Source organism: Klebsiella sp. K5-306 (assembly GCF_051835185.1).
Classification (GTDB): Bacteria; Pseudomonadota; Gammaproteobacteria; order Enterobacterales; family Enterobacteriaceae; genus Klebsiella; species Klebsiella oxytoca.
This window is the reverse complement of the sequence record NZ_JAIFJY010000028.1, coordinates 31,122-48,662: the sequence shown is the minus strand read 5'-3', so window position 1 is coordinate 48,662 and position 17,541 is coordinate 31,122. Positions and strand designations below refer to the sequence as shown.

General features: G+C 52.4%; 19 protein-coding genes and 1 other annotated feature. Of the genes, 7 read left to right on the top strand and 12 right to left on the bottom strand.

Features of this window, described 5'->3' with window-relative positions:
* Window positions 1-403: 403 nt before the first annotated feature.
* The 3 genes from clpB to rluD all read right to left on the bottom strand — a co-directional run bounded on the left by clpB (window position 404) and on the right by rluD (window position 4,813).
* Complete coding sequence (gene clpB, locus K2184_RS27175) at window positions 404-2,977, bottom strand: ATP-dependent chaperone ClpB (protein ID WP_004104610.1); 2,574 nt, start codon at window positions 2,975-2,977, stop codon at window positions 404-406.
* A 127-nt stretch (window positions 2,978-3,104) separates the two neighbouring features.
* Window positions 3,105-3,836: a purine nucleoside phosphorylase YfiH gene (gene yfiH, locus K2184_RS27170; protein WP_004114497.1), complete on the bottom strand. Its 732-nt coding sequence runs from the start codon at window positions 3,834-3,836 to the stop codon at window positions 3,105-3,107.
* The gene (rluD, locus tag K2184_RS27165) at window positions 3,833-4,813 is read right to left on the bottom strand and encodes a 23S rRNA pseudouridine(1911/1915/1917) synthase RluD (RefSeq protein WP_004104614.1); all 981 of its coding nucleotides are present in this window, start codon (window positions 4,811-4,813) and stop codon (window positions 3,833-3,835) included. Before rluD ends, yfiH begins: the two co-directional genes overlap by 4 nt.
* 132 nt (window positions 4,814-4,945) lie before the next feature.
* Here rluD and bamD point away from each other — a divergent pair, with 132 nt between their 5' ends.
* The 4 genes from bamD to pheA all read left to right on the top strand — a co-directional run bounded on the left by bamD (window position 4,946) and on the right by pheA (window position 7,712).
* A complete protein-coding gene (bamD, locus tag K2184_RS27160) occupies window positions 4,946-5,683 on the top strand; it encodes an outer membrane protein assembly factor BamD (RefSeq protein WP_004104615.1) in 738 nt (245 codons plus the stop codon).
* Window positions 5,684-5,954: 271 nt separating this feature from the next.
* On the top strand, window positions 5,955-6,290 hold the full coding sequence (gene raiA, locus K2184_RS27155) for a ribosome-associated translation inhibitor RaiA (protein ID WP_004104616.1): 336 nt from the start codon (window positions 5,955-5,957) through the stop codon (window positions 6,288-6,290).
* A 106-nt stretch (window positions 6,291-6,396) separates the two neighbouring features.
* Window positions 6,397-6,521: a sequence feature (Phe leader region), on the top strand.
* Window positions 6,398-6,445 carry a pheA operon leader peptide PheL gene (gene pheL, locus K2184_RS27150; protein ID WP_101706155.1) on the top strand — a complete coding sequence of 16 codons (48 nt, stop codon included), beginning with the start codon at window positions 6,398-6,400 and terminating at the stop codon, window positions 6,443-6,445. Its footprint overlaps the feature before it by 48 nt.
* A 30-nt stretch (window positions 6,522-6,551) precedes the next feature.
* Window positions 6,552-7,712, top strand: a complete 1,161-nt coding sequence (gene pheA, locus K2184_RS27145) for a bifunctional chorismate mutase/prephenate dehydratase (RefSeq protein WP_004104617.1) — start codon at window positions 6,552-6,554, stop codon at window positions 7,710-7,712.
* On the opposite strand, the gene K2184_RS27140 is transcribed toward pheA, so the two are convergent.
* From K2184_RS27140 to aroF, 3 genes are all read right to left on the bottom strand, one after another.
* Window positions 7,709-8,581, bottom strand: coding sequence for an SMP-30/gluconolactonase/LRE family protein (locus K2184_RS27140; RefSeq protein WP_163525683.1), 873 nt, complete (start codon window positions 8,579-8,581; stop codon window positions 7,709-7,711). The two genes, pheA and K2184_RS27140, sit on opposite strands and share 4 nt — an antisense overlap.
* A gap of 68 nt (window positions 8,582-8,649) precedes the next feature.
* Window positions 8,650-9,771 (bottom strand): bifunctional chorismate mutase/prephenate dehydrogenase, encoded by a 1,122-nt coding sequence (gene tyrA / locus K2184_RS27135; RefSeq protein ID WP_004104619.1) that lies wholly within the window; start codon window positions 9,769-9,771, stop codon window positions 8,650-8,652.
* Between the two features lie 9 nt (window positions 9,772-9,780).
* Window positions 9,781-10,851 (bottom strand): 3-deoxy-7-phosphoheptulonate synthase AroF, encoded by a 1,071-nt coding sequence (gene aroF, locus K2184_RS27130; RefSeq protein ID WP_004104620.1) that lies wholly within the window; start codon window positions 10,849-10,851, stop codon window positions 9,781-9,783.
* A gap of 344 nt (window positions 10,852-11,195) precedes the next feature.
* Here aroF and K2184_RS27125 point away from each other — a divergent pair, with 344 nt between their 5' ends.
* The 3 genes from K2184_RS27125 to K2184_RS27115 are packed head-to-tail and all read left to right on the top strand — an operon-like array spanning window position 11,196 to window position 13,415.
* Window positions 11,196-11,705, top strand: coding sequence for a YfiR family protein (locus K2184_RS27125; protein ID WP_004104622.1), 510 nt, complete (start codon window positions 11,196-11,198; stop codon window positions 11,703-11,705).
* Window positions 11,698-12,921 carry a diguanylate cyclase DgcN gene (gene dgcN, locus K2184_RS27120; RefSeq protein WP_004114501.1) on the top strand — a complete coding sequence of 408 codons (1,224 nt, stop codon included), beginning with the start codon at window positions 11,698-11,700 and terminating at the stop codon, window positions 12,919-12,921. Before K2184_RS27125 ends, dgcN begins: the two co-directional genes overlap by 8 nt.
* 11 nt (window positions 12,922-12,932) lie before the next feature.
* Window positions 12,933-13,415 (top strand): OmpA family protein, encoded by a 483-nt coding sequence (locus K2184_RS27115; protein ID WP_004104626.1) that lies wholly within the window; start codon window positions 12,933-12,935, stop codon window positions 13,413-13,415.
* A gap of 4 nt (window positions 13,416-13,419) precedes the next feature.
* Here the strand turns inward: K2184_RS27115 and K2184_RS27110 are convergent, their stop codons facing one another.
* From K2184_RS27110 to rpsP, 6 genes are all read right to left on the bottom strand, one after another.
* Window positions 13,420-14,790, bottom strand: a complete 1,371-nt coding sequence (locus K2184_RS27110) for a PepSY-associated TM helix domain-containing protein (protein ID WP_004104628.1) — start codon at window positions 14,788-14,790, stop codon at window positions 13,420-13,422.
* A 53-nt stretch (window positions 14,791-14,843) separates the two neighbouring features.
* On the bottom strand, window positions 14,844-15,281 hold the full coding sequence (locus tag K2184_RS27105; RefSeq protein ID WP_004104630.1) for a DUF2946 domain-containing protein: 438 nt from the start codon (window positions 15,279-15,281) through the stop codon (window positions 14,844-14,846).
* Between the two features lie 120 nt (window positions 15,282-15,401).
* Entirely contained in the window at window positions 15,402-15,749 is a 348-nt protein-coding gene (gene rplS / locus K2184_RS27100; RefSeq protein WP_004104634.1) for a 50S ribosomal protein L19, read from the bottom strand.
* A 39-nt stretch (window positions 15,750-15,788) separates the two neighbouring features.
* Window positions 15,789-16,556 (bottom strand): tRNA (guanosine(37)-N1)-methyltransferase TrmD, encoded by a 768-nt coding sequence (gene trmD / locus K2184_RS27095; RefSeq protein ID WP_004104636.1) that lies wholly within the window; start codon window positions 16,554-16,556, stop codon window positions 15,789-15,791.
* 45 nt (window positions 16,557-16,601) lie between these two features.
* Window positions 16,602-17,150, bottom strand: a complete 549-nt coding sequence (gene rimM, locus K2184_RS27090) for a ribosome maturation factor RimM (RefSeq protein ID WP_004104638.1) — start codon at window positions 17,148-17,150, stop codon at window positions 16,602-16,604.
* 18 nt (window positions 17,151-17,168) lie between these two features.
* A complete protein-coding gene (gene rpsP / locus K2184_RS27085; RefSeq protein ID WP_004104640.1) occupies window positions 17,169-17,417 on the bottom strand; it encodes a 30S ribosomal protein S16 in 249 nt (82 codons plus the stop codon).
* Window positions 17,418-17,541 lie beyond the last annotated feature (124 nt).

Below are 17,541 nucleotides of genomic sequence, written 5' to 3'. Positions count from 1 at the left end.
TTGAGACTTGGTATTCATTTTTCGTCCGAAGACGTTAAGAATCCATGTCACTTTGAGTGCCCACACAGATTGTCTGATAAATTGTTAAAGAGCAGTGCAACGCGGCTTTCGCTCACCGTTGCGAGGTGGCGTATATTACGCTTTCCTCTTTCAGAGTCAAGCGTTTAATTTCGCTTTTCTCTGCCGGTATTCATCGCTGAATCCCGCTGACCCGGCGGGCTGTAAGCCGTTGTTCCGTGTCAGTGGGAGCGCATTATAGGGAGTAATTTCAAAGTGACAAGCGGTATTTTCAAAAAAAAACTCACCCGCTTAATTTTCAGCCAAATCGCCAGCAGGAAAGAGATTATTGCCTGGTTTTTAAACAAAAACGAGCCCCAGGGGCCCGTTTTTGCTGTTTTGTGATTTACTGCACTGCCACTATCCGGTCATCTTTCACAACCAGTTGCACTGCTTTACCCGGTATCAATTCACCGGAGAGGATCTGCTGCGCCAGCGGGTTTTCGATCTGTTGCTGGATAGCACGTTTCAGAGGACGTGCGCCATAAACAGGATCGTATCCATTTTCGCTCAGCAATTTCAGCGCTTCATCAGACATGTGGACTTCGTAGCCACGTTCCTCAAGTCGTTTATACAACCGCTGCAGCTGAATCTGCGCGATAGAAGCAATATGTTTTTCACCCAGCGGATGGAAGACAACCACTTCGTCAATACGGTTGATAAACTCTGGACGGAAGCTTTGACTAACCACGCCCAGCACCATCTCCTTCATATGGCCATAATCCAGTGCCCCAAAGCGTTCCTGAATAAGGTCGGAGCCAAGGTTAGAAGTCATGATGACCACCGTATTACGGAAGTCGACCGTTCTCCCCTGCCCATCGGTCAAACGTCCATCATCCAGCACCTGCAGCAGAATGTTAAAGACATCCGGGTGCGCTTTTTCCACTTCATCCAGCAGGATGACAGAATAAGGACGACGACGGACCGCCTCGGTCAGATAGCCGCCTTCTTCATAGCCCACGTATCCCGGAGGCGCCCCAACCAGACGTGAAACGGAATGTTTCTCCATAAACTCTGACATATCGATACGTACCATTGCATCGTCGCTATCGAACATAAAGTTGGCCAGAGCTTTACAGAGTTCTGTTTTACCCACCCCGGTAGGCCCAAGGAACAGGAACGAGCCAATCGGCCTGTTAGGATCGGATAAACCAGCACGGCTACGGCGAATCGCATTAGATACTGCTTCCACCGCTTCGTTCTGACCAATAACGCGGCTATGCAAATCCTGCTCCATACGCAGCAGTTTCTCACGTTCACCTTCAAGCATTCTGGCCACCGGAATACCCGTCCAGCGAGCCAGCACTTCCGCGATTTCGGCATCCGTTACTTTGTTACGCAGCAGACGCATCGTTTTGCCTTCAGACTGCGTTGCCGCCGCCAGCTGTTTTTCCAGCTCAGGGATCTTGCCATACTGGAGCTCGGACATTCGCGCCAGATCGCCGACGCGACGCGCCTGCTCAATGGCGATTTTAGCCTGTTCCAGTTCAGCCTTAATGGTCTGAGTGCCGGAAAGCGAGGCTTTTTCAGCCTTCCACTCTTCCTCTAATTCTGAGTACTGACGTTCTTTATCCGCCAGTTCCTCATTTAGCATATCCAGTCGCTTAATGCTGGCGTCATCAGACTCTTTCTTCAGCGCCTGCTGCTCCAGCTTGAGCTGGATGATACGGCGGTCGAGCCGGTCCAGCTCTTCCGGTTTTGAGTCAATCTGCATCCGAATGCTGGAAGCGGCTTCATCGATCAGGTCGATGGCTTTATCCGGCAGCTGTCGATCGGCAATATAACGATGGGACAGCGTGGCTGCCGCCACAATCGCCGGGTCGGTGATCTGCACGTGATGGTGCAGTTCATACCGTTCTTTCAGACCACGCAAAATCGCAATGGTATCCTCAACAGTCGGCTCCGCCACGAATACTTTCTGGAAACGACGTTCCAGAGCGGCATCTTTCTCAATATACTGCCGGTATTCATCCAGCGTTGTGGCACCCACACAGTGCAGTTCACCGCGCGCCAGCGCCGGTTTCAGCATGTTGCCGGCATCCATTGCACCGTCTGCTTTACCTGCCCCCACCATCGTGTGCAGCTCATCGATAAACAGGATAACGTTACCTTCCTGCTTAGCGAGATCGTTCAGTACGCCTTTTAAGCGTTCTTCAAACTCACCGCGGTATTTGGCACCCGCCACCAGCGCGCCCATATCCAGCGCCAGAACTCGACGGCCCTTCAGCCCTTCCGGCACCTCGCCGTTAACGATCCGCTGCGCCAGCCCCTCAACAATGGCCGTTTTACCTACGCCAGGCTCACCGATGAGCACCGGGTTATTTTTGGTACGACGCTGCAGAACCTGAATCGTACGACGAATTTCTTCATCACGACCGATGACCGGGTCAAGCTTGCCCTGCTCGGCACGCTCGGTCAGATCGACGGTAAATTTTTTCAATGCCTGACGTTGATCTTCGGCACCCTGATCGTTCACGCTTTCACCTCCGCGCATTTGTTCAATCGCCTGACTCACGTTGGCGGTTGTTGCTCCGGCAGATTTTAAAAGGTCGGTCAGCGTACCGCGTGATTCAAGCGCAGCCAGAACAAACAGTTCTGACGAAATAAAGTTGTCCTTTCTCTTTTGCGCCAGCTTGTCGCAAAGGTTCAGAATACGCACTAAGTCCTGGGACGGTTGAACATCACCACCGGTACCTTCCACCTGCGGCAAACGGCTTAACGCCTGTTCAATATTCGTGCGTAGCTCTCCGGCGTTGATGCCAGCCGAAGTTAATAAAGGACGTACCGATCCCCCTTCCTGATTCAGCAAGGCGCTCATAAGATGAAGAGGTTCGATGAATTGGTTGTCGTGCCCAAGCGCAAGGGATTGGGCATCGGCAAGAGCAAGCTGGAATTTATTGGTAAGACGATCCAGACGCATAACTCCTCCCATAACAGGTCAAATTTGCTACTGGAGATTAAATGAGGTCATCCCTCAATTATTCAAGGTTAAAGACCTGAACTATGCAAAAATAAGTTTGCCTTCTGGATCGTCTTAGTTCGGCAGGTTATATCAGCCAGATGAAACTTGCCATACGACCCGTCATCTTGTCGCGGCGATAAGAGAAAAAATCATCCTTTTCGCTGAGGGTACAGCGATCACCGCCGTAAATCTGCTCAACGCCAACGCCCGCCAGACGCTGACGAGCCAGTTGATAAATATCAGCAAAATATTTTTCACCCGCGGGACGAAATGCACGTTCCGCCAGGGCATCTTTTGCCATAAAAGCTTCCCGCACTTCCGGGCCGACCTCAAACGCATCCGGCCCAATGGCAGGCCCAAGCCAAGCCATGATATTTTCCGGTTTATCGGCGAAACAGGCGATGGTTTCTTCCAGTACGCCTTCGCACAGCCCTCGCCAACCGGCATGCGCAGCCGCAACTTCAGCACCCGCGCGGTTACAAAAAAGCACCGGCAGGCAGTCAGCGGTCATCACCGCGCAGACCGTCCCCGGCACATTGCAGTACGAAGCATCCGCTCGCTTTGACTCGTACGGTCCGCCATCGAGTCGCAAAACTGCCGTACCGTGAACCTGCTCCAGCCATACCGGATATGACGGCAGGCCGCCAGCGGCGAACATACGCCGACGGTTCTCTTCTACGTGCTGTAGATTGTCTCCACAATGGGCGCCGAGATTAAGTGAATCGTATGGCGATAAACTTACCCCGCCAACGCGCGTGGAACTACAGGCAGCCACGCCTTCCGGCATCGGCCATTGCGGTACAATCAGTTTAGTCATAGCCAGTCGATGTCGTCTTTATGGGCTTCAAAATCCGCGCGCATGGCATCAATCAAATCCACCATGTCCTGTGGAATTGGCGCATGCCATTCCATCTCAATTCCGCTGATCGGATGGTATAAGCGTAGCATGGTGGCATGCAGCGCCTGACGATCGAACTTCCGCAGGGCAGCGATGAACTCTTCGGATGCCCCTTTGGGCGGACGCGGGCGACCGCCGTAGACCTGATCGCCCACCAGCGGGTGAGTAATGTGCGCCATATGTACGCGAATCTGGTGCGTACGGCCGGTTTCCAGGCGCAGGCGCAGCCGAGTATGGATGCGAAAATGCTCCATAATCCGGTAGTGTGTTACCGCCGGTTTTCCCATGGGATGTACCGCCATATGCGTACGCTTGGTCGGGTGGCGGCTAATCGGTTCTTCAACCGTTCCGCCAGCCGTCATATGACCAATCGCCACCGCCTCATACTCGCGGGTGATTTCGCGCAGCTGCAGGGATTCCACCAGTCGGGTTTGCGCCGGAATAGTCTTCGCGACCACCATCAAACCGGTGGTGTCTTTATCAAGACGGTGCACAATCCCCGCACGCGGCACGTCAGCAATGGCCGGATAGTAGTGCAACAGCGCATTCAGCACAGTACCGTCAGGGTTGCCCGCGCCAGGATGCACAACTAAATCGCGCGGTTTATTAATTACGAGGATGTCATCATCTTCATAAACGATATTGAGCGGAATATCCTGTGCCTGGAAACGAACTTCTTCTTCGATTTCAACATCGATAGCAATCGTCTCCCCTCCCAGAACTTTCTCTTTCGGCTTGTCGCTGACGCTGCCGTTTACCAGCACTCTCTGGTCAAGGATCCATTCTTTTATGCGCGAACGCGAATAATCCGGGAACAATTCGGCCAAAGCCTGATCTAAGCGTTGTCCGAGTTGATTTTCGGACACCGTTGCGTTGAGTTGTACTCGTTGTGCCATATACAGCTTCTTCGTTTTAACGTTGGGTTTTACGGCTTTGCCGTTTAATATAGTGTGCTATTGTAGCTGGTCTTAATCGGGAGCAGGAACAGAGATTCTCCCGCATAAACATTTTGAGGAAGTCAAAACGTCATGACGCGCATGAAATACCTGGTGGCAGCAGCCACACTGAGCCTGGCTTTGGTGGGTTGCTCTGGCTCAAAGGAGGAGGTGCCCGATAATCCGCCGAATGAGATCTACGCGACCGCTCAGCAAAAGCTGCAGGACGGTAACTGGAAACAGGCAATAACGCAACTGGAAGCGTTGGATAACCGTTATCCCTTTGGACCTTATTCCCAACAGGTGCAGTTGGACCTGATTTATGCGTACTACAAAAACGCAGACCTGCCGCTGGCTCAGGCAGCCATCGATCGCTTTGTACGCCTGAACCCTACGCATCCTAACATTGATTACGTCATTTATATGCGTGGTCTGACAAATATGGCGTTGGATGACAGTGCGCTGCAGGGCTTCTTTGGCGTCGATCGCTCCGATCGCGACCCACAACACGCGCGTGATGCCTTTAACGACTTCTCCAGGCTGGTCCGTGGCTATCCTAACAGTCAGTACTCTACCGATGCTTACAAGCGTATGGTGTTCCTGAAGGATCGCCTGGCGAAGTACGAGCTGTCAGTGGTCGATTACTATACCGATCGTGGCGCATGGGTTGCGGTAGTTAACCGCGTCGATGGCATGCTGCGTAATTACCCGGATACGCAGGCCACCCGTGATGCGCTACCGAAGATGGAAAATGCCTACCGTCAGATGCAAATGAACGCTCAGGCTGACAAGGTTGCGAAGATCATTGCGGCTAACAGCAAGAACACCTGATAGTCGGTCGCTAAACAAAACGGCAGCCCAAGGGCTGCCGTTTTTTTATTCGTTAAATAGTTTAGCTGAAGCGGTTTAGCCCCGAGTTAACTCATCAAATATGGCTCTCTTTCTGCCATTCGACAAGTAAAATCTCGCCTGTTCCTGTCCTTTCTCACAAAACAGATTCGTTGACAAAAAGTGACAATAAAATGTGATTTAAATCACGCTTTTTGACATTAGGCGAGGTATGCTGAATTCACCAAGACGGGAAAGACAAGAGGTAAAATTTATGACAATGAACATTACCAGTAAACAAATGGAAATTACTCCGGCAATTCGCCAGCACGTCGCAGACCGTCTCGCCAAACTGGATAAATGGCAAACTCACTTAATCAACCCGCATATCATCCTCTCTAAGGAGCCGCAGGGTTTTGTCGCTGACGCAACCATCAATACGCCGAACGGTCACCTGGTTGCCAGCGCACGGCACGAAGACATGTATGCCGCAATCAACGAATTGATCAACAAGCTGGAACGGCAGCTAAATAAAGTGCAACACAAAGGGGAAGCCCGCCGCGCCGCCACATCGGTGAAAGAGGCAGGCTTTGTGGAAGAAGAAGAGTAATCCTTAACTTAAGCTTGTGTCATGCCACGCGCCTTCGGGCGCGTTTTTTATTGACAGAGTGAAAACAGTACAGGTACTGTAATCCCCACTAACTCAAGGAATTCATCGTGAAACTCATCCCGTTCTTCTTCGCATTCTTTTTTACCTTCCCCTGAATGGGAGGCAATTCGTCGTGTGATAAAGAATACTAAGACGAACAATAAGGCCTCCCAAAAGGGAGGCCTTTTTTATTGATAATCAATAACAAGAAAGGCAACACATATGACCGAGGAAAACCCATTACTGGCCCTACGCGATAAGATCAGCGCTCTGGATGAAAAACTGCTGGCGCTGCTGGCGGAACGCCGCGGCCTGGCCGTAGAGGTTGGAAAAGCCAAGCTGGCATCGCACCGGCCGGTGCGGGATATCGACCGCGAGCGCGATCTGCTTGAACGCCTGATGACGCTGGGAAAAAAACACCATCTTGATGCCCACTACATCACACGCCTGTTTCAACTCATTATTGAAGACTCGGTCCTTACCCAGCAAACGCTGCTCCAGCAGCATCTGAATAAAATTAATCCGCACTCTGCACGAGTCGCGTTTCTCGGGCCCAAAGGTTCATACTCGCATCTTGCGGCTCGTCAGTATGCCGCCCGCCACTTTGAACAGTTTATCGAAAGCGGCTGCGCTAAATTCGCGGATATCTTTGAGCAAGTGGAAACCGGTCAGGCTGATTACGCCGTCGTCCCTATTGAAAATACCAGTTCTGGCGGCATCAATGATGTTTATGACCTTCTGCAGCACACCAGCCTATCTATCGTTGGCGAGCTGACGCTGCCTATCGATCACTGCGTGCTGGTTTCAACATCCACCGATGCGCAACAGATTACGACGGTCTACAGCCATCCGCAGCCGTTCCAGCAGTGCAGCCAGTATCTAAGCCGCTATCCGCACTGGAACATTGAATATACCGATAGCACGTCTTCGGCGATGGAAAAGGTCGCTCAGGCAAAATCGCCAACCGTTGCCGCTCTGGGCAGCGAAGCAGGCGGAGCGCTGCACGGTTTGCAGGTACTGGAACATTGCCAGGCTAACCAGACGCAAAACATCACCCGCTTCCTCGTTCTGGCGCGTAAAGCGGTGGAGGTCTCCGATCAGGTGCCGGCGAAAACCACTCTGTTGATGGCTACCGGCCAGCAAGCCGGGGCCCTGGTAGAAGCGCTACTGGTGCTGAGAAACCATAACCTGATTATGACCAAGCTGGAATCGCGTCCTATTCATGGCAATCCGTGGGAAGAGATGTTTTATCTGGATATCCAGGCCAACCTGGAGTCAATGCCAATGCGTAAGGCATTAAAAGAGCTGGCCGAGATAACCCGTTCAATGAAAGTACTGGGATGTTATGCCAGCGAAAACGTGGTGCCGGTCGATCCGGTTTAACGTTCTGTAAACGGCAACTTCTTCATCCCTGCCACGGTCACCGGCAGGGTGAAGATCGCGCCGGAAAGCGGATATTTCGCCAGCTCTTCAGCATCCATATTCTCCCGCGTGGTCGTGATATAGAGCGTTTTCATATCCGCTCCGCCAAAGCACACCATCGTCGGGCAACGCACCGGTAGACGGTACTCCTCCAGTTGCTCGCCCGTCGGAGAAAAGCGCGCAATACGCCAACCGTCAAACATCGCGCTCCAGTAGCAACCTTCAGTATCGATGGCCGCGCCATCAGGAATGCCCTCACCGGGCTGAAAGTGACGAAAGACCTCGCGTTTACCCACCTCGCCCTGCTCATCCAGCGGTGTACGATAGATAACGGCATTGGGCGTATCCGAGGTATACATCCACCGCTTGTCTTCACTAAATGCCAGACCGTTGGCGCCATGAATATCGCACTGGATAACCTGCGGAGAGAGATCGTTATCAACGCGCATCAAGAGCGCGCCGTTAAAATCTCCCGGTCCCCAGAAAGTCCCGGCATAAAAGCGGCCATCGCGATCGGTTCCGCCATCGTTAAAACGGGCTAATTGCGGATTACTGGGGTTATCGCAGACTTTTCGCTGCAGTAATCCATGAACATCGGTGAGCCAGATACCGCTACGTAAAGCGACGATAAAACCGCCCTTTTCGCGTAGTGCAAAACAGCCGGGCTCTTCGGGAAACTGCAGTACCTGATGATCGCCCGTCTGCACGTCGTAGCGATGAATTTCGCACTCCATAATATCGGCCCAGTACAATGCCTGTTCGGCTTCGCTCCAGGTCGGACATTCCGGTAAATGCCCGGTGTAATCAAACAGCGGTTGTGGTTCAGCCATCATTTTCATCCCTATAAAAAAAGCCAGCGGGTCACCCCTCTGGCTTTATTGTATACGTGTTTTAACACTTACTGCCGATTATCATTTGCCTGACGCAGCAACGTCCGGCTTTCGCTCTGGAAGCGCTGGGCATAATCACCGAACCAGTGCTCGACCTTACGGAAGCTGTCAATGAATGCCTGTTTATCCCCTTGTTCCAGCAGGCCGATAGCTTCACCGAAGCGCTGGTAGTAGCGCTTAATCAGCGCCAGGTTGTTTTCTGAGGACATAATAATATCTGCGTAGAGCTGCGGATCCTGGGCGAACAGCCGGCCAACCATCGCCAGTTCAAGGCGATAAATCGGTGACGACAGCGCCAGAAGTTGCTCAAGTCGCACGTTCTCTTCGGCCAGGTGCAGGCCATAAGCGAAGGTGGCAAAATGGCGCAACGCCTGAATAAAGGCCATGTTCTGATCGTGTTCGACGGCGCTAATACGATGGAGCCGCGCGCCCCAGACCTGGATTTGTTCCAGGAACCACTGGTACGCCTCAGGCTGGCGACCATCGCAATACACCACGACCTGCTTCGCCAGGCTGCCGCTGTCAGGCCCAAACATGGGGTGTAATCCCAATACCGGTCCGTTATGCGCGGCCAGCATCGCCTGTAGCGGTTCCGCTTTCACCGAGGCCAGGTCGACCAGAATGCAGTCCGCCGGCAGCGGCGGCAGTTGAGCAATCGTTGCCGCTGTTGTGTGAATCGGTACGCTGACGATGACCATTCCGGCATCGGCGACGATCTCCTCGGCCCGAGACCAGTCGTCTTTCTCGAGGATACGCACCTGATATCCGGAAAGCGTCAGCATTTTTTCAAACAGTCGCCCCATTTGCCCGCCGCCGCCGACGATCACCACCGGACGCAGATTCGGATAAAGCGTTTTAAAACCTTTATCGTTCTCGCTGGAGTAAGACTCACGCATGACGCGACGCAAAACATCTTCGATAAGATCCGGCGGAACCCCTAGCGCCTCAGCCTCCTCACGGCGGGAGGCCAGCATCGCCGATTCACGTTCAGGGACGTAAATCGGCAGACCGTATTGGCTTTTAACTTCTCCGACTTCCGCAACCAGCTCCAGGCGCTTAGCCAGCAGTTCCAGCAGCGCTTTATCGACTTCATCAATTTGATCGCGTAACGCGGTCAGTTCAGCAACCATATAATCCTCTTACGCCAGACGAGCCGCCAGATGGCCTCGCAGATCCTTATCAAGTTCGCGGAGCAACGCATCGGTGGTTTCCCAACTAATGCAGGCATCGGTCACGGAGACACCGTATTTCATATCGCAACGCGGCTGCTCAGAGGACTGGTTTCCTTCGTGGATATTGCTCTCAATCATCAGACCAATAATGGAACGATTACCATCTTTAATCTGCGCGACGACGGATTCAGCAACCGCAGGCTGGCGGCGGTAGTCTTTATTAGAATTCCCATGGCTGCAATCTACCATCAGAGAGGGTTTCAGTCCCGCCTGAGTCATCTCTTTTTCGCACTTCGCGACATCTTCCGGGCCGTAGTTGGGCGCTTTACCGCCACGCAGAATGACGTGTCCGTTTGGATTGCCCTGCGTTTGCAGCAGACACACCTGACCGGCCTGGTTAATACCGACGAAGCGGTGCGGCATTGCGGCAGCGCGCATGGCGTTAATTGCCGTTGCAAGGCTGCCATCGGTGCCGTTTTTAAAACCGACCGGCATCGACAACCCGGAGGCCATCTCGCGGTGAGTCTGAGATTCTGTCGTACGCGCGCCGATGGCGGACCAGCTAAACAGATCGCCGAGGTATTGAGGACTGTTAGGATCCAACGCTTCCGTCGCTAACGGCAGCCCCATATTGACCAGCTCAACCAGCAGACGACGCGCAATCTTCAAGCCGCCTTCTACATCAAACGAACCATCCATATGCGGATCGTTAATCAGCCCTTTCCAGCCAACGGTGGTGCGGGGTTTCTCAAAATAGACGCGCATGACCAGATAGAGGCTATCGCTGACCTCTTCGGCAAGGGCTTTAAAACGACGAGCGTACTCAATGGCGGTTTCAGGATCGTGAATCGAACAAGGACCACATACCACCAACAGGCGCGGATCGCGACCGGCGATGATGTCAGAGATGGTCTGACGAGACTGCGCGATCTGCGCTTCCTGCTCAACGCTCAGAGGGAATTCAGCTTTCAACTGATCCGGCGTGATCAAAACCTGTTCGTCAGTAATATGTACGTTATTCAGCGCGTCTTTTTGCATGATTGCGATCCTGTATAGCTCGTTTGCGATAGTTATTGCCTCAGCGAGGATGACGTAACGATACCATATGAAGTAAAGATTTCAATCCATATTCCGTAAATTTTACTTTACAGTTATAAATTAAATCGCGCCAGATTCACTTCATAATGTACAATTATATTTACAACAAGCATGCAGGTTCAGCACTTCCCCTCTTTTCACTCCATTCTTTTACGAAAAATCCTGGTGAGAATTATCTTAAAGCGGCGGGGCTGGCTAATGACGGTTTTCAGCAATAATGCTATTCTTCGCCCGGGTTTCAGCAATCTGCATCCCCCGCGCTATGACAACCTGACGGATCCGTAATGACAGTTCTTCACCGTCTCTTTTTGACTTTAGTACTATCGCTCGTGGGTATCTCTGCTGTTGCCTCCGAACCGTCTGAAAATGTTCGGACGATCGTTTCGGGAATCGTGACCTATACACGCTGGCCGCAGTTATCCGGCCCGCCAAAGCTTTGTATTTTTTCGACATCACGTTATATCCATAGCCTGGCCGAAGAAGCACCGGAATTATTGCCTTATAAACCCGTGATTGTTCGTAATACGGAAGAAGCCTTACAGACGACCTGCGATGGTTTTTATTTTGGCAGTGAATCTCCGACTCAGCAGTCTGAATTTACAGCTAAATATGGAAACCGGCCCCTATTGCTTATTGCGGAACAAAACACCGATTGCTCTATTGGCAGCGCATTTTGCCTGCTTATAAACAATGAGAGAGTCAGATTTTCCGTAAATCTGGATGTACTGACGCACAGCGGCGTTCGGGTTAATCCCGATGTGCTGATGCTTGCCCGGAAAACATCACATGAATAAGGATTTTTCTCAGGCCCCGCGCCCCACATTTAAAAGAGCGCTACGCCGTATCAGCATGATAAGCGTTGTTATCTCTATGACACTGGTCTGGCTATTGCTCTGCGCCGCTTCCATATTCACACTCAAGCAATACGCACAAAAAAATCTGGAGCTCACCGCCGCCACGATGGGCCGTAGTCTGGAAGCCGCGCTGGTCTTTGGCGATAGCGCGGCGGCCGAAGATACCCTGGCCACCCTGGGCAAGCAGGGACAGTTTTCGCAGGCAATCCTGGTCGACGGTCGGCAGAAGCCCTTTGCCTCATGGCATAACGATGGCCTGGCCAGGCAGGATAAAGTCAGCGACGTTATCAGCAAATGGCTATTCCCGGAACCCACGGTACAACCTATCCTGCACCAGGGGAAAGTTATCGGTGAACTTCGTCTGACCGCGCTGGACAGGCTGATAAGCTATTTCCTCGGTATCTCAATTATTGTGCTAACCGGCAGCATTTTTCTCGCCTCATGCATTGCATTGCTGCTTACCCACTCGCTGCATCGCGGCATCGTGGCTGCGCTGCAGAGTATTACCGAGGTAGTTCATGATATCCGCGAAAATCGCCATTTCTCTCGTCGGGTCCCCGAAGAGCGTATTGAAGAGTTTCACCTCTTTGCCCAGGACTTTAATAGTCTGCTGGGCGAGATGGAGGACTGGCAGCGGCAGCTTCAGGCTAAAAATGCCCAGCTTCTGCGTAGCTCCTTGCACGATCCGTTGACCGGCCTGGCTAACAGAGCCGCTTTCCGCAACGTTATTAATGCGTTGATGAAAGACGAAACCGTCCATGGTAGTTCTGCGCTGCTTTTTCTTGACGGCGATAATTTCAAGCTCATTAACGATAACTGGGGCCATGCTGCCGGCGACAAGGTGTTAATTGAGGTCGCCAGCCGCCTGATGGCCTTTGTCGGCAAACAGCACCAGGCGTGGCGTCTCGGCGGCGATGAATTTGCCATTCTGCTGCGCAATGTTCATACAGAGGCTGAAGTTCAGGCACTCTGCAGCGCATTGTCGGAACAGTTTATCCCGCCGTTTAATCTCCACAACGGCCACACCGTCAGGCTGTCGCTGAGTATTGGTTACGCGTTAACCTGGGAACATGCCTCCGCGGAAAATCTGCAAGAACTTGCCGACCAAAATATGTATCGGATGAAACACCAGCGCTTACAGCGAACGCAAAAATAAAAGGAATCACCATGATCGGGAAATATTTTGCTCCTGCTTTACTGGCCGCACTTTTTCTAAGCGGCTGTCAGGCTCCGCAAGGAAAATTCTCTGCAGAACAAATTGCAGCAATGAAGTCATACGGCTTTACTGAAGCCAATGGCGACTGGTCATTAGGAATATCTGACTCCATATTATTCGACAAAAACGACTATCACCTGCGTGCCGATAGCAAACAGCAAATTCGCACTATGGCTTCGCGTCTGGCCACCACCGGAATTACCCATAGTCGTCTCGAAGGACATACTGATAATTACGGCGAAGACGCTTACAACGAAATGTTATCGCTTAAACGCGCGAACAGCGTTGCGGATGCCTGGGCCGAAGGGGCAAATATTCCGCGCACCAATTTGACCACTCGCGGGCTCGGGAAAAAGTATCCGATAGCCAGCAACGCTACCGCACAAGGACGCGCTGAAAACCGCCGCGTCACGGTGGTTATCAGCACGCCTTAAGCACCTATTCGACTGACTTAGCCTCTGTCATCGCCGTTGCTGCGCGCCAGCGCAGATAATCAACGGCGAGACACAGCGCGAGGCTAATCCCCATTAGCGGCAGCGCCAGCCCCAACATCACTGTGATAACGCCGATCGACAGACGAGCAGGCCATGCTAAGCCCAGCCACGCGTGGAGCAGCGTATTAGCCGGGTTAAAGGCCGAACTCGCGGGACGGCGTATCCACCACAAACGGTACCCCACCACGATCATCACGCAGAGTGCAATCCCGAATACGATAAGCAGTAGCTGATTGGCAAGCCCGAACAAAATTCCCATATGGAAATCCACGCCCCAGCGGGTAAGTTTAGCCATCAGCGGAAAGTCGGAAAAATGAGTGCGGTCCACGACCTGCATATTTGAACCATCGATCGCTACCGCATCAACCTGTGTCGGCCAGCTTCTGTCAATTTCATTTACCGTCCACGCCCGTCCGGAGGCCGACGGAGGACGAATCTCCAGCTTGCCTGCTTCCAGCCCGGACTTGCGAGCAGCCTGCAGGACCTCGTCAAAATCCTCTACGCGAAGTGGGACGTTCGTCTTCTCCATCGCCCCGTGTCTCATATGATGTTCCGCATGTGGATCCTGTATTGCCGGAGTGGTTCTTTCCAGCTGCGCGTTCACCTGCGGCGTCAACCAGCCAAAGGCGGCGCGCATCTTGTCGACGTTACTGCCCGCCCATTGTGACCAGGTCAAACCGGTCGCAGAGAATAACAGCATACCGATTAACAGCGCCCAGCCGAGAGAAACATGCAGGCGACGGTTATTCTGCACTCTATTATTTATACGACGACGCGGTCGGGTCATCGACCACAGCGCGATCCCGCCAAGAGCGGCAACCCACATCCAGGAGGCTGCCAGCTCGCTGTACAGTCGGCCGAAGTTACCCAGCAGCAAAGAGCGATGGGCATAATCAATCCACTGCCGCAGCGGCAAAATACCGCTGGTGCCGTAAACCGGCATATCACCTGTCACGCGTAACGTCACCGGATCGACAAAAATTGCCCGCGTTTCAGACTCGCCAAGATTTGGATCAATAAACATCACTCGGGTAGTATCGCCAGCCATAATCCCCGGTCGAACCGCGTGCAAACGGAGGTTTCCCTGGACCGCCTCCATTGCTACGGTAATTTGCGCGCTCAGCGGGTGCTTTTCGCCGCTGAGCGTCCCCTCCAGAGTCTCTTTATAGAGCCAGCTTTCCAGCTGCGGGGTGGCGACATAGAGCGTACCGGTCAGAGCCGCCACGAAGATAAACGGTCCGATAAACAGTCCGATATAGAAATGAAGACGACGCAGCAGGTTCAGCCATGCCGCGCGCGAGGTGCAGGTAGTCATACTTTTCCTTTTTGAGAGCAAAAGAGAACGTTGCGCAGTGCGCACATGATTTTTTAGTTAAGGAAGCAAGCAGACTGTTGCGGCGGAGCGCGGGTATGAGGGTAAAGCCAGGGAAAGTAGTGCCAGTGTTTCCGTTCCGGACGGAAAACCGGTGCGCTATAGCGTCGAAGCACCAGGCTGATCAGCAGTACCAGCGCAAAAATCATCCCTGGCACGTGGGCTAATAGTACGCAGTAGCCGCAGGCTTCAGCATGATCGACCGGCATGCTGTGCGCGTGTTCCGCAATCGAGGCGTCAGTATGCATCATGGGCATCTGATGTGATGGCATCTCTTGCGTCATTTCCATCGTTAAATGGTGCATACCGCTCATCGGATCTTTTTGCAGCGCGACAGAGATCAGCGGCGCCACCACGATCAGCAGGATCGCAAACAGCGCCAGCCACGCGGCGTGCCGTTGTGATGCCGGGTGATGAAAAATAGTGCTGACCACGGTCCCTCCGAATGAGGGCCATATTGTAAATGATTCTCAATGAAATAGTTAAAATGAAGATAAAAAAAGGGCTGGCCCATCAGGCCAGCCCTCTCATTCAGGATGTCGCGAAAGCGAATCTTAGTTAAGACGCTCTTTGATACGAGCAGACTTACCGGTACGCTCACGCAGGTAGTACAGTTTAGCTTTACGTACAGCACCACGACGTTTGACAGAAATGCTGTCAACTACCGGAGAGTGAGTCTGGAAGACACGCTCAACGCCTTCGCCGTTGGAAATTTTGCGAACAGTGAATGCAGAGTGCAGACCGCGGTTACGAATAGCGATAACCACGCCCTCGAATGCCTGCAGACGTTTTTTGGAACCTTCAACAACCCATACTTTCACTTCCACGGTATCACCCGGACGGAAGGAAGGTACGTCCTGCTTCATCTGTTCTTGTTCAAGTTGCTTAATAATGTTGCTCATAATTTAATCTCTTATCCTGGGTAAACTGATATTGGGGGCTTACGCCATCCCATCATGTTTATGTTGCTGTTGCGCGAGTTCCTTTTTGAACTCCGCCAGCAACCTTGCTTGCTCTTCAGTCAGAGCCAGGTTTTCCAAAAGTTCAGGTCTTCTAAGCCAGGTTCGGCCCAGCGACTGCTTCAGACGCCAGCGACGTATCTCCGCATGGTTTCCCGACAGCAATACCGGCGGTACTTCCATACCTTCTAACACTTCAGGGCGCGTATAGTGCGGGCAATCCAGCAATCCTTCAGCAAACGAATCTTCGATTGCCGAAGCTTCATGACCCAGAACCCCCGGAATAAACCGGGAAACGGAATCAATCAGCGTCATTGCCGGTAGCTCGCCACCGCTGAGAACGTAATCGCCGATTGACCATTCTTCATCAATTTCGGTCTGAATTACGCGCTCATCTACGCCTTCGTAGCGACCGCACACCAAAATCAGCTTCTGATTTGTTGCCAGTTCGCTGACGCCAGCTTGATCAAGCTTGCGCCCCTGAGGTGAAAGATAAATCACCTTTGCGCCTTCACCTGCCGCGGCTTTTGCTGCATGAATCGCATCCCGCAAAGGTTGCACCATCATTAGCATCCCCGGTCCGCCGCCGTAAGGACGATCGTCCACGGTACGGTGCCGGTCATGAGCGAAATCTCGAGGACTCCAGCTCTGGATGCTCAGCAGGCCATTTTTTACTGCCCGGCCAGTTACCCCGTAATCGGTAATTGCGCGGAACATTTCTGGAAACAGGCTAACGATACCTATAAACACAAGCCAATCCCCATAGTGCCGTTTTTTACCGTTTATTCGGAGAATTTAAAAACCAGGATCCCAATCTACTTCGATAGTACGAGTAGCGAGATCGACTTTCTTGATAACCTGCCCATCGAGGAACGGAACCAGCCGCTCCTTGATACCAAATGCATCTTTCAGGTTTGCCTTGATGACGAGAACGTCATTAGACCCGGTTTCCATCATGTCGATGACTTTACCGAGGCTATAGCCTTCAGTGGTCACTACCTGGCAGCCCATCAGGTCTTTCCAGTAATAGTCACCCTCTTCAAGCGCAGGCAGCTGCGATGAATCCACGACAATTTCGCAATTAGTCAATAGATTCGCTGCATCGCGATCGTCAATGCCTTTCAGCTTAATGACGATATCCTGATTGTGGTGGCGCCAGCTTTCCAGCTCAACAACCTGCCACTGACCCGCCTTCTGGATAAACCAGGGCTGATAGTCAAAAATGCTTTCGGCGTCTTCGGTGGAGGAAAACACTCTGAGCCAACCACGGATACCGTAGGAAGAACCCATTTTGCCCAATACAATCGGATCAACAGGTGCTTGTGCGGTGTGTTGCTTGCTCATCATGACCACCGTGACAGATTAAGCTGCTTTGTTAGCGGCTTTGATCAGCGCAGCTACGCGATCGGAAACAGTCGCGCCCTGGCCAACCCAGTGAGCGATACGATCCAGATCCAGACGAGTTCCTTCTTCGGTCGCAGAAGCGATCGGGTTGAAGAAACCAACGCGCTCGATGAAGCGACCGTTGCGTGCATTACGGCTGTCGGTAACAACAACCTGGTAGAACGGACGCTTTTTCGCGCCGTGACGTGCTAAACGAATAGTAACCATAACATCCTCTTGTGTGAATAAAACACCGGGCCCCATCGAGGAACGGAGCCCGGTGTCATATTAAAAGCCCGAAAATTTTACTGATTTCTGGGGAAATTGCAATCAGCAGTTATAAACTCTGCTG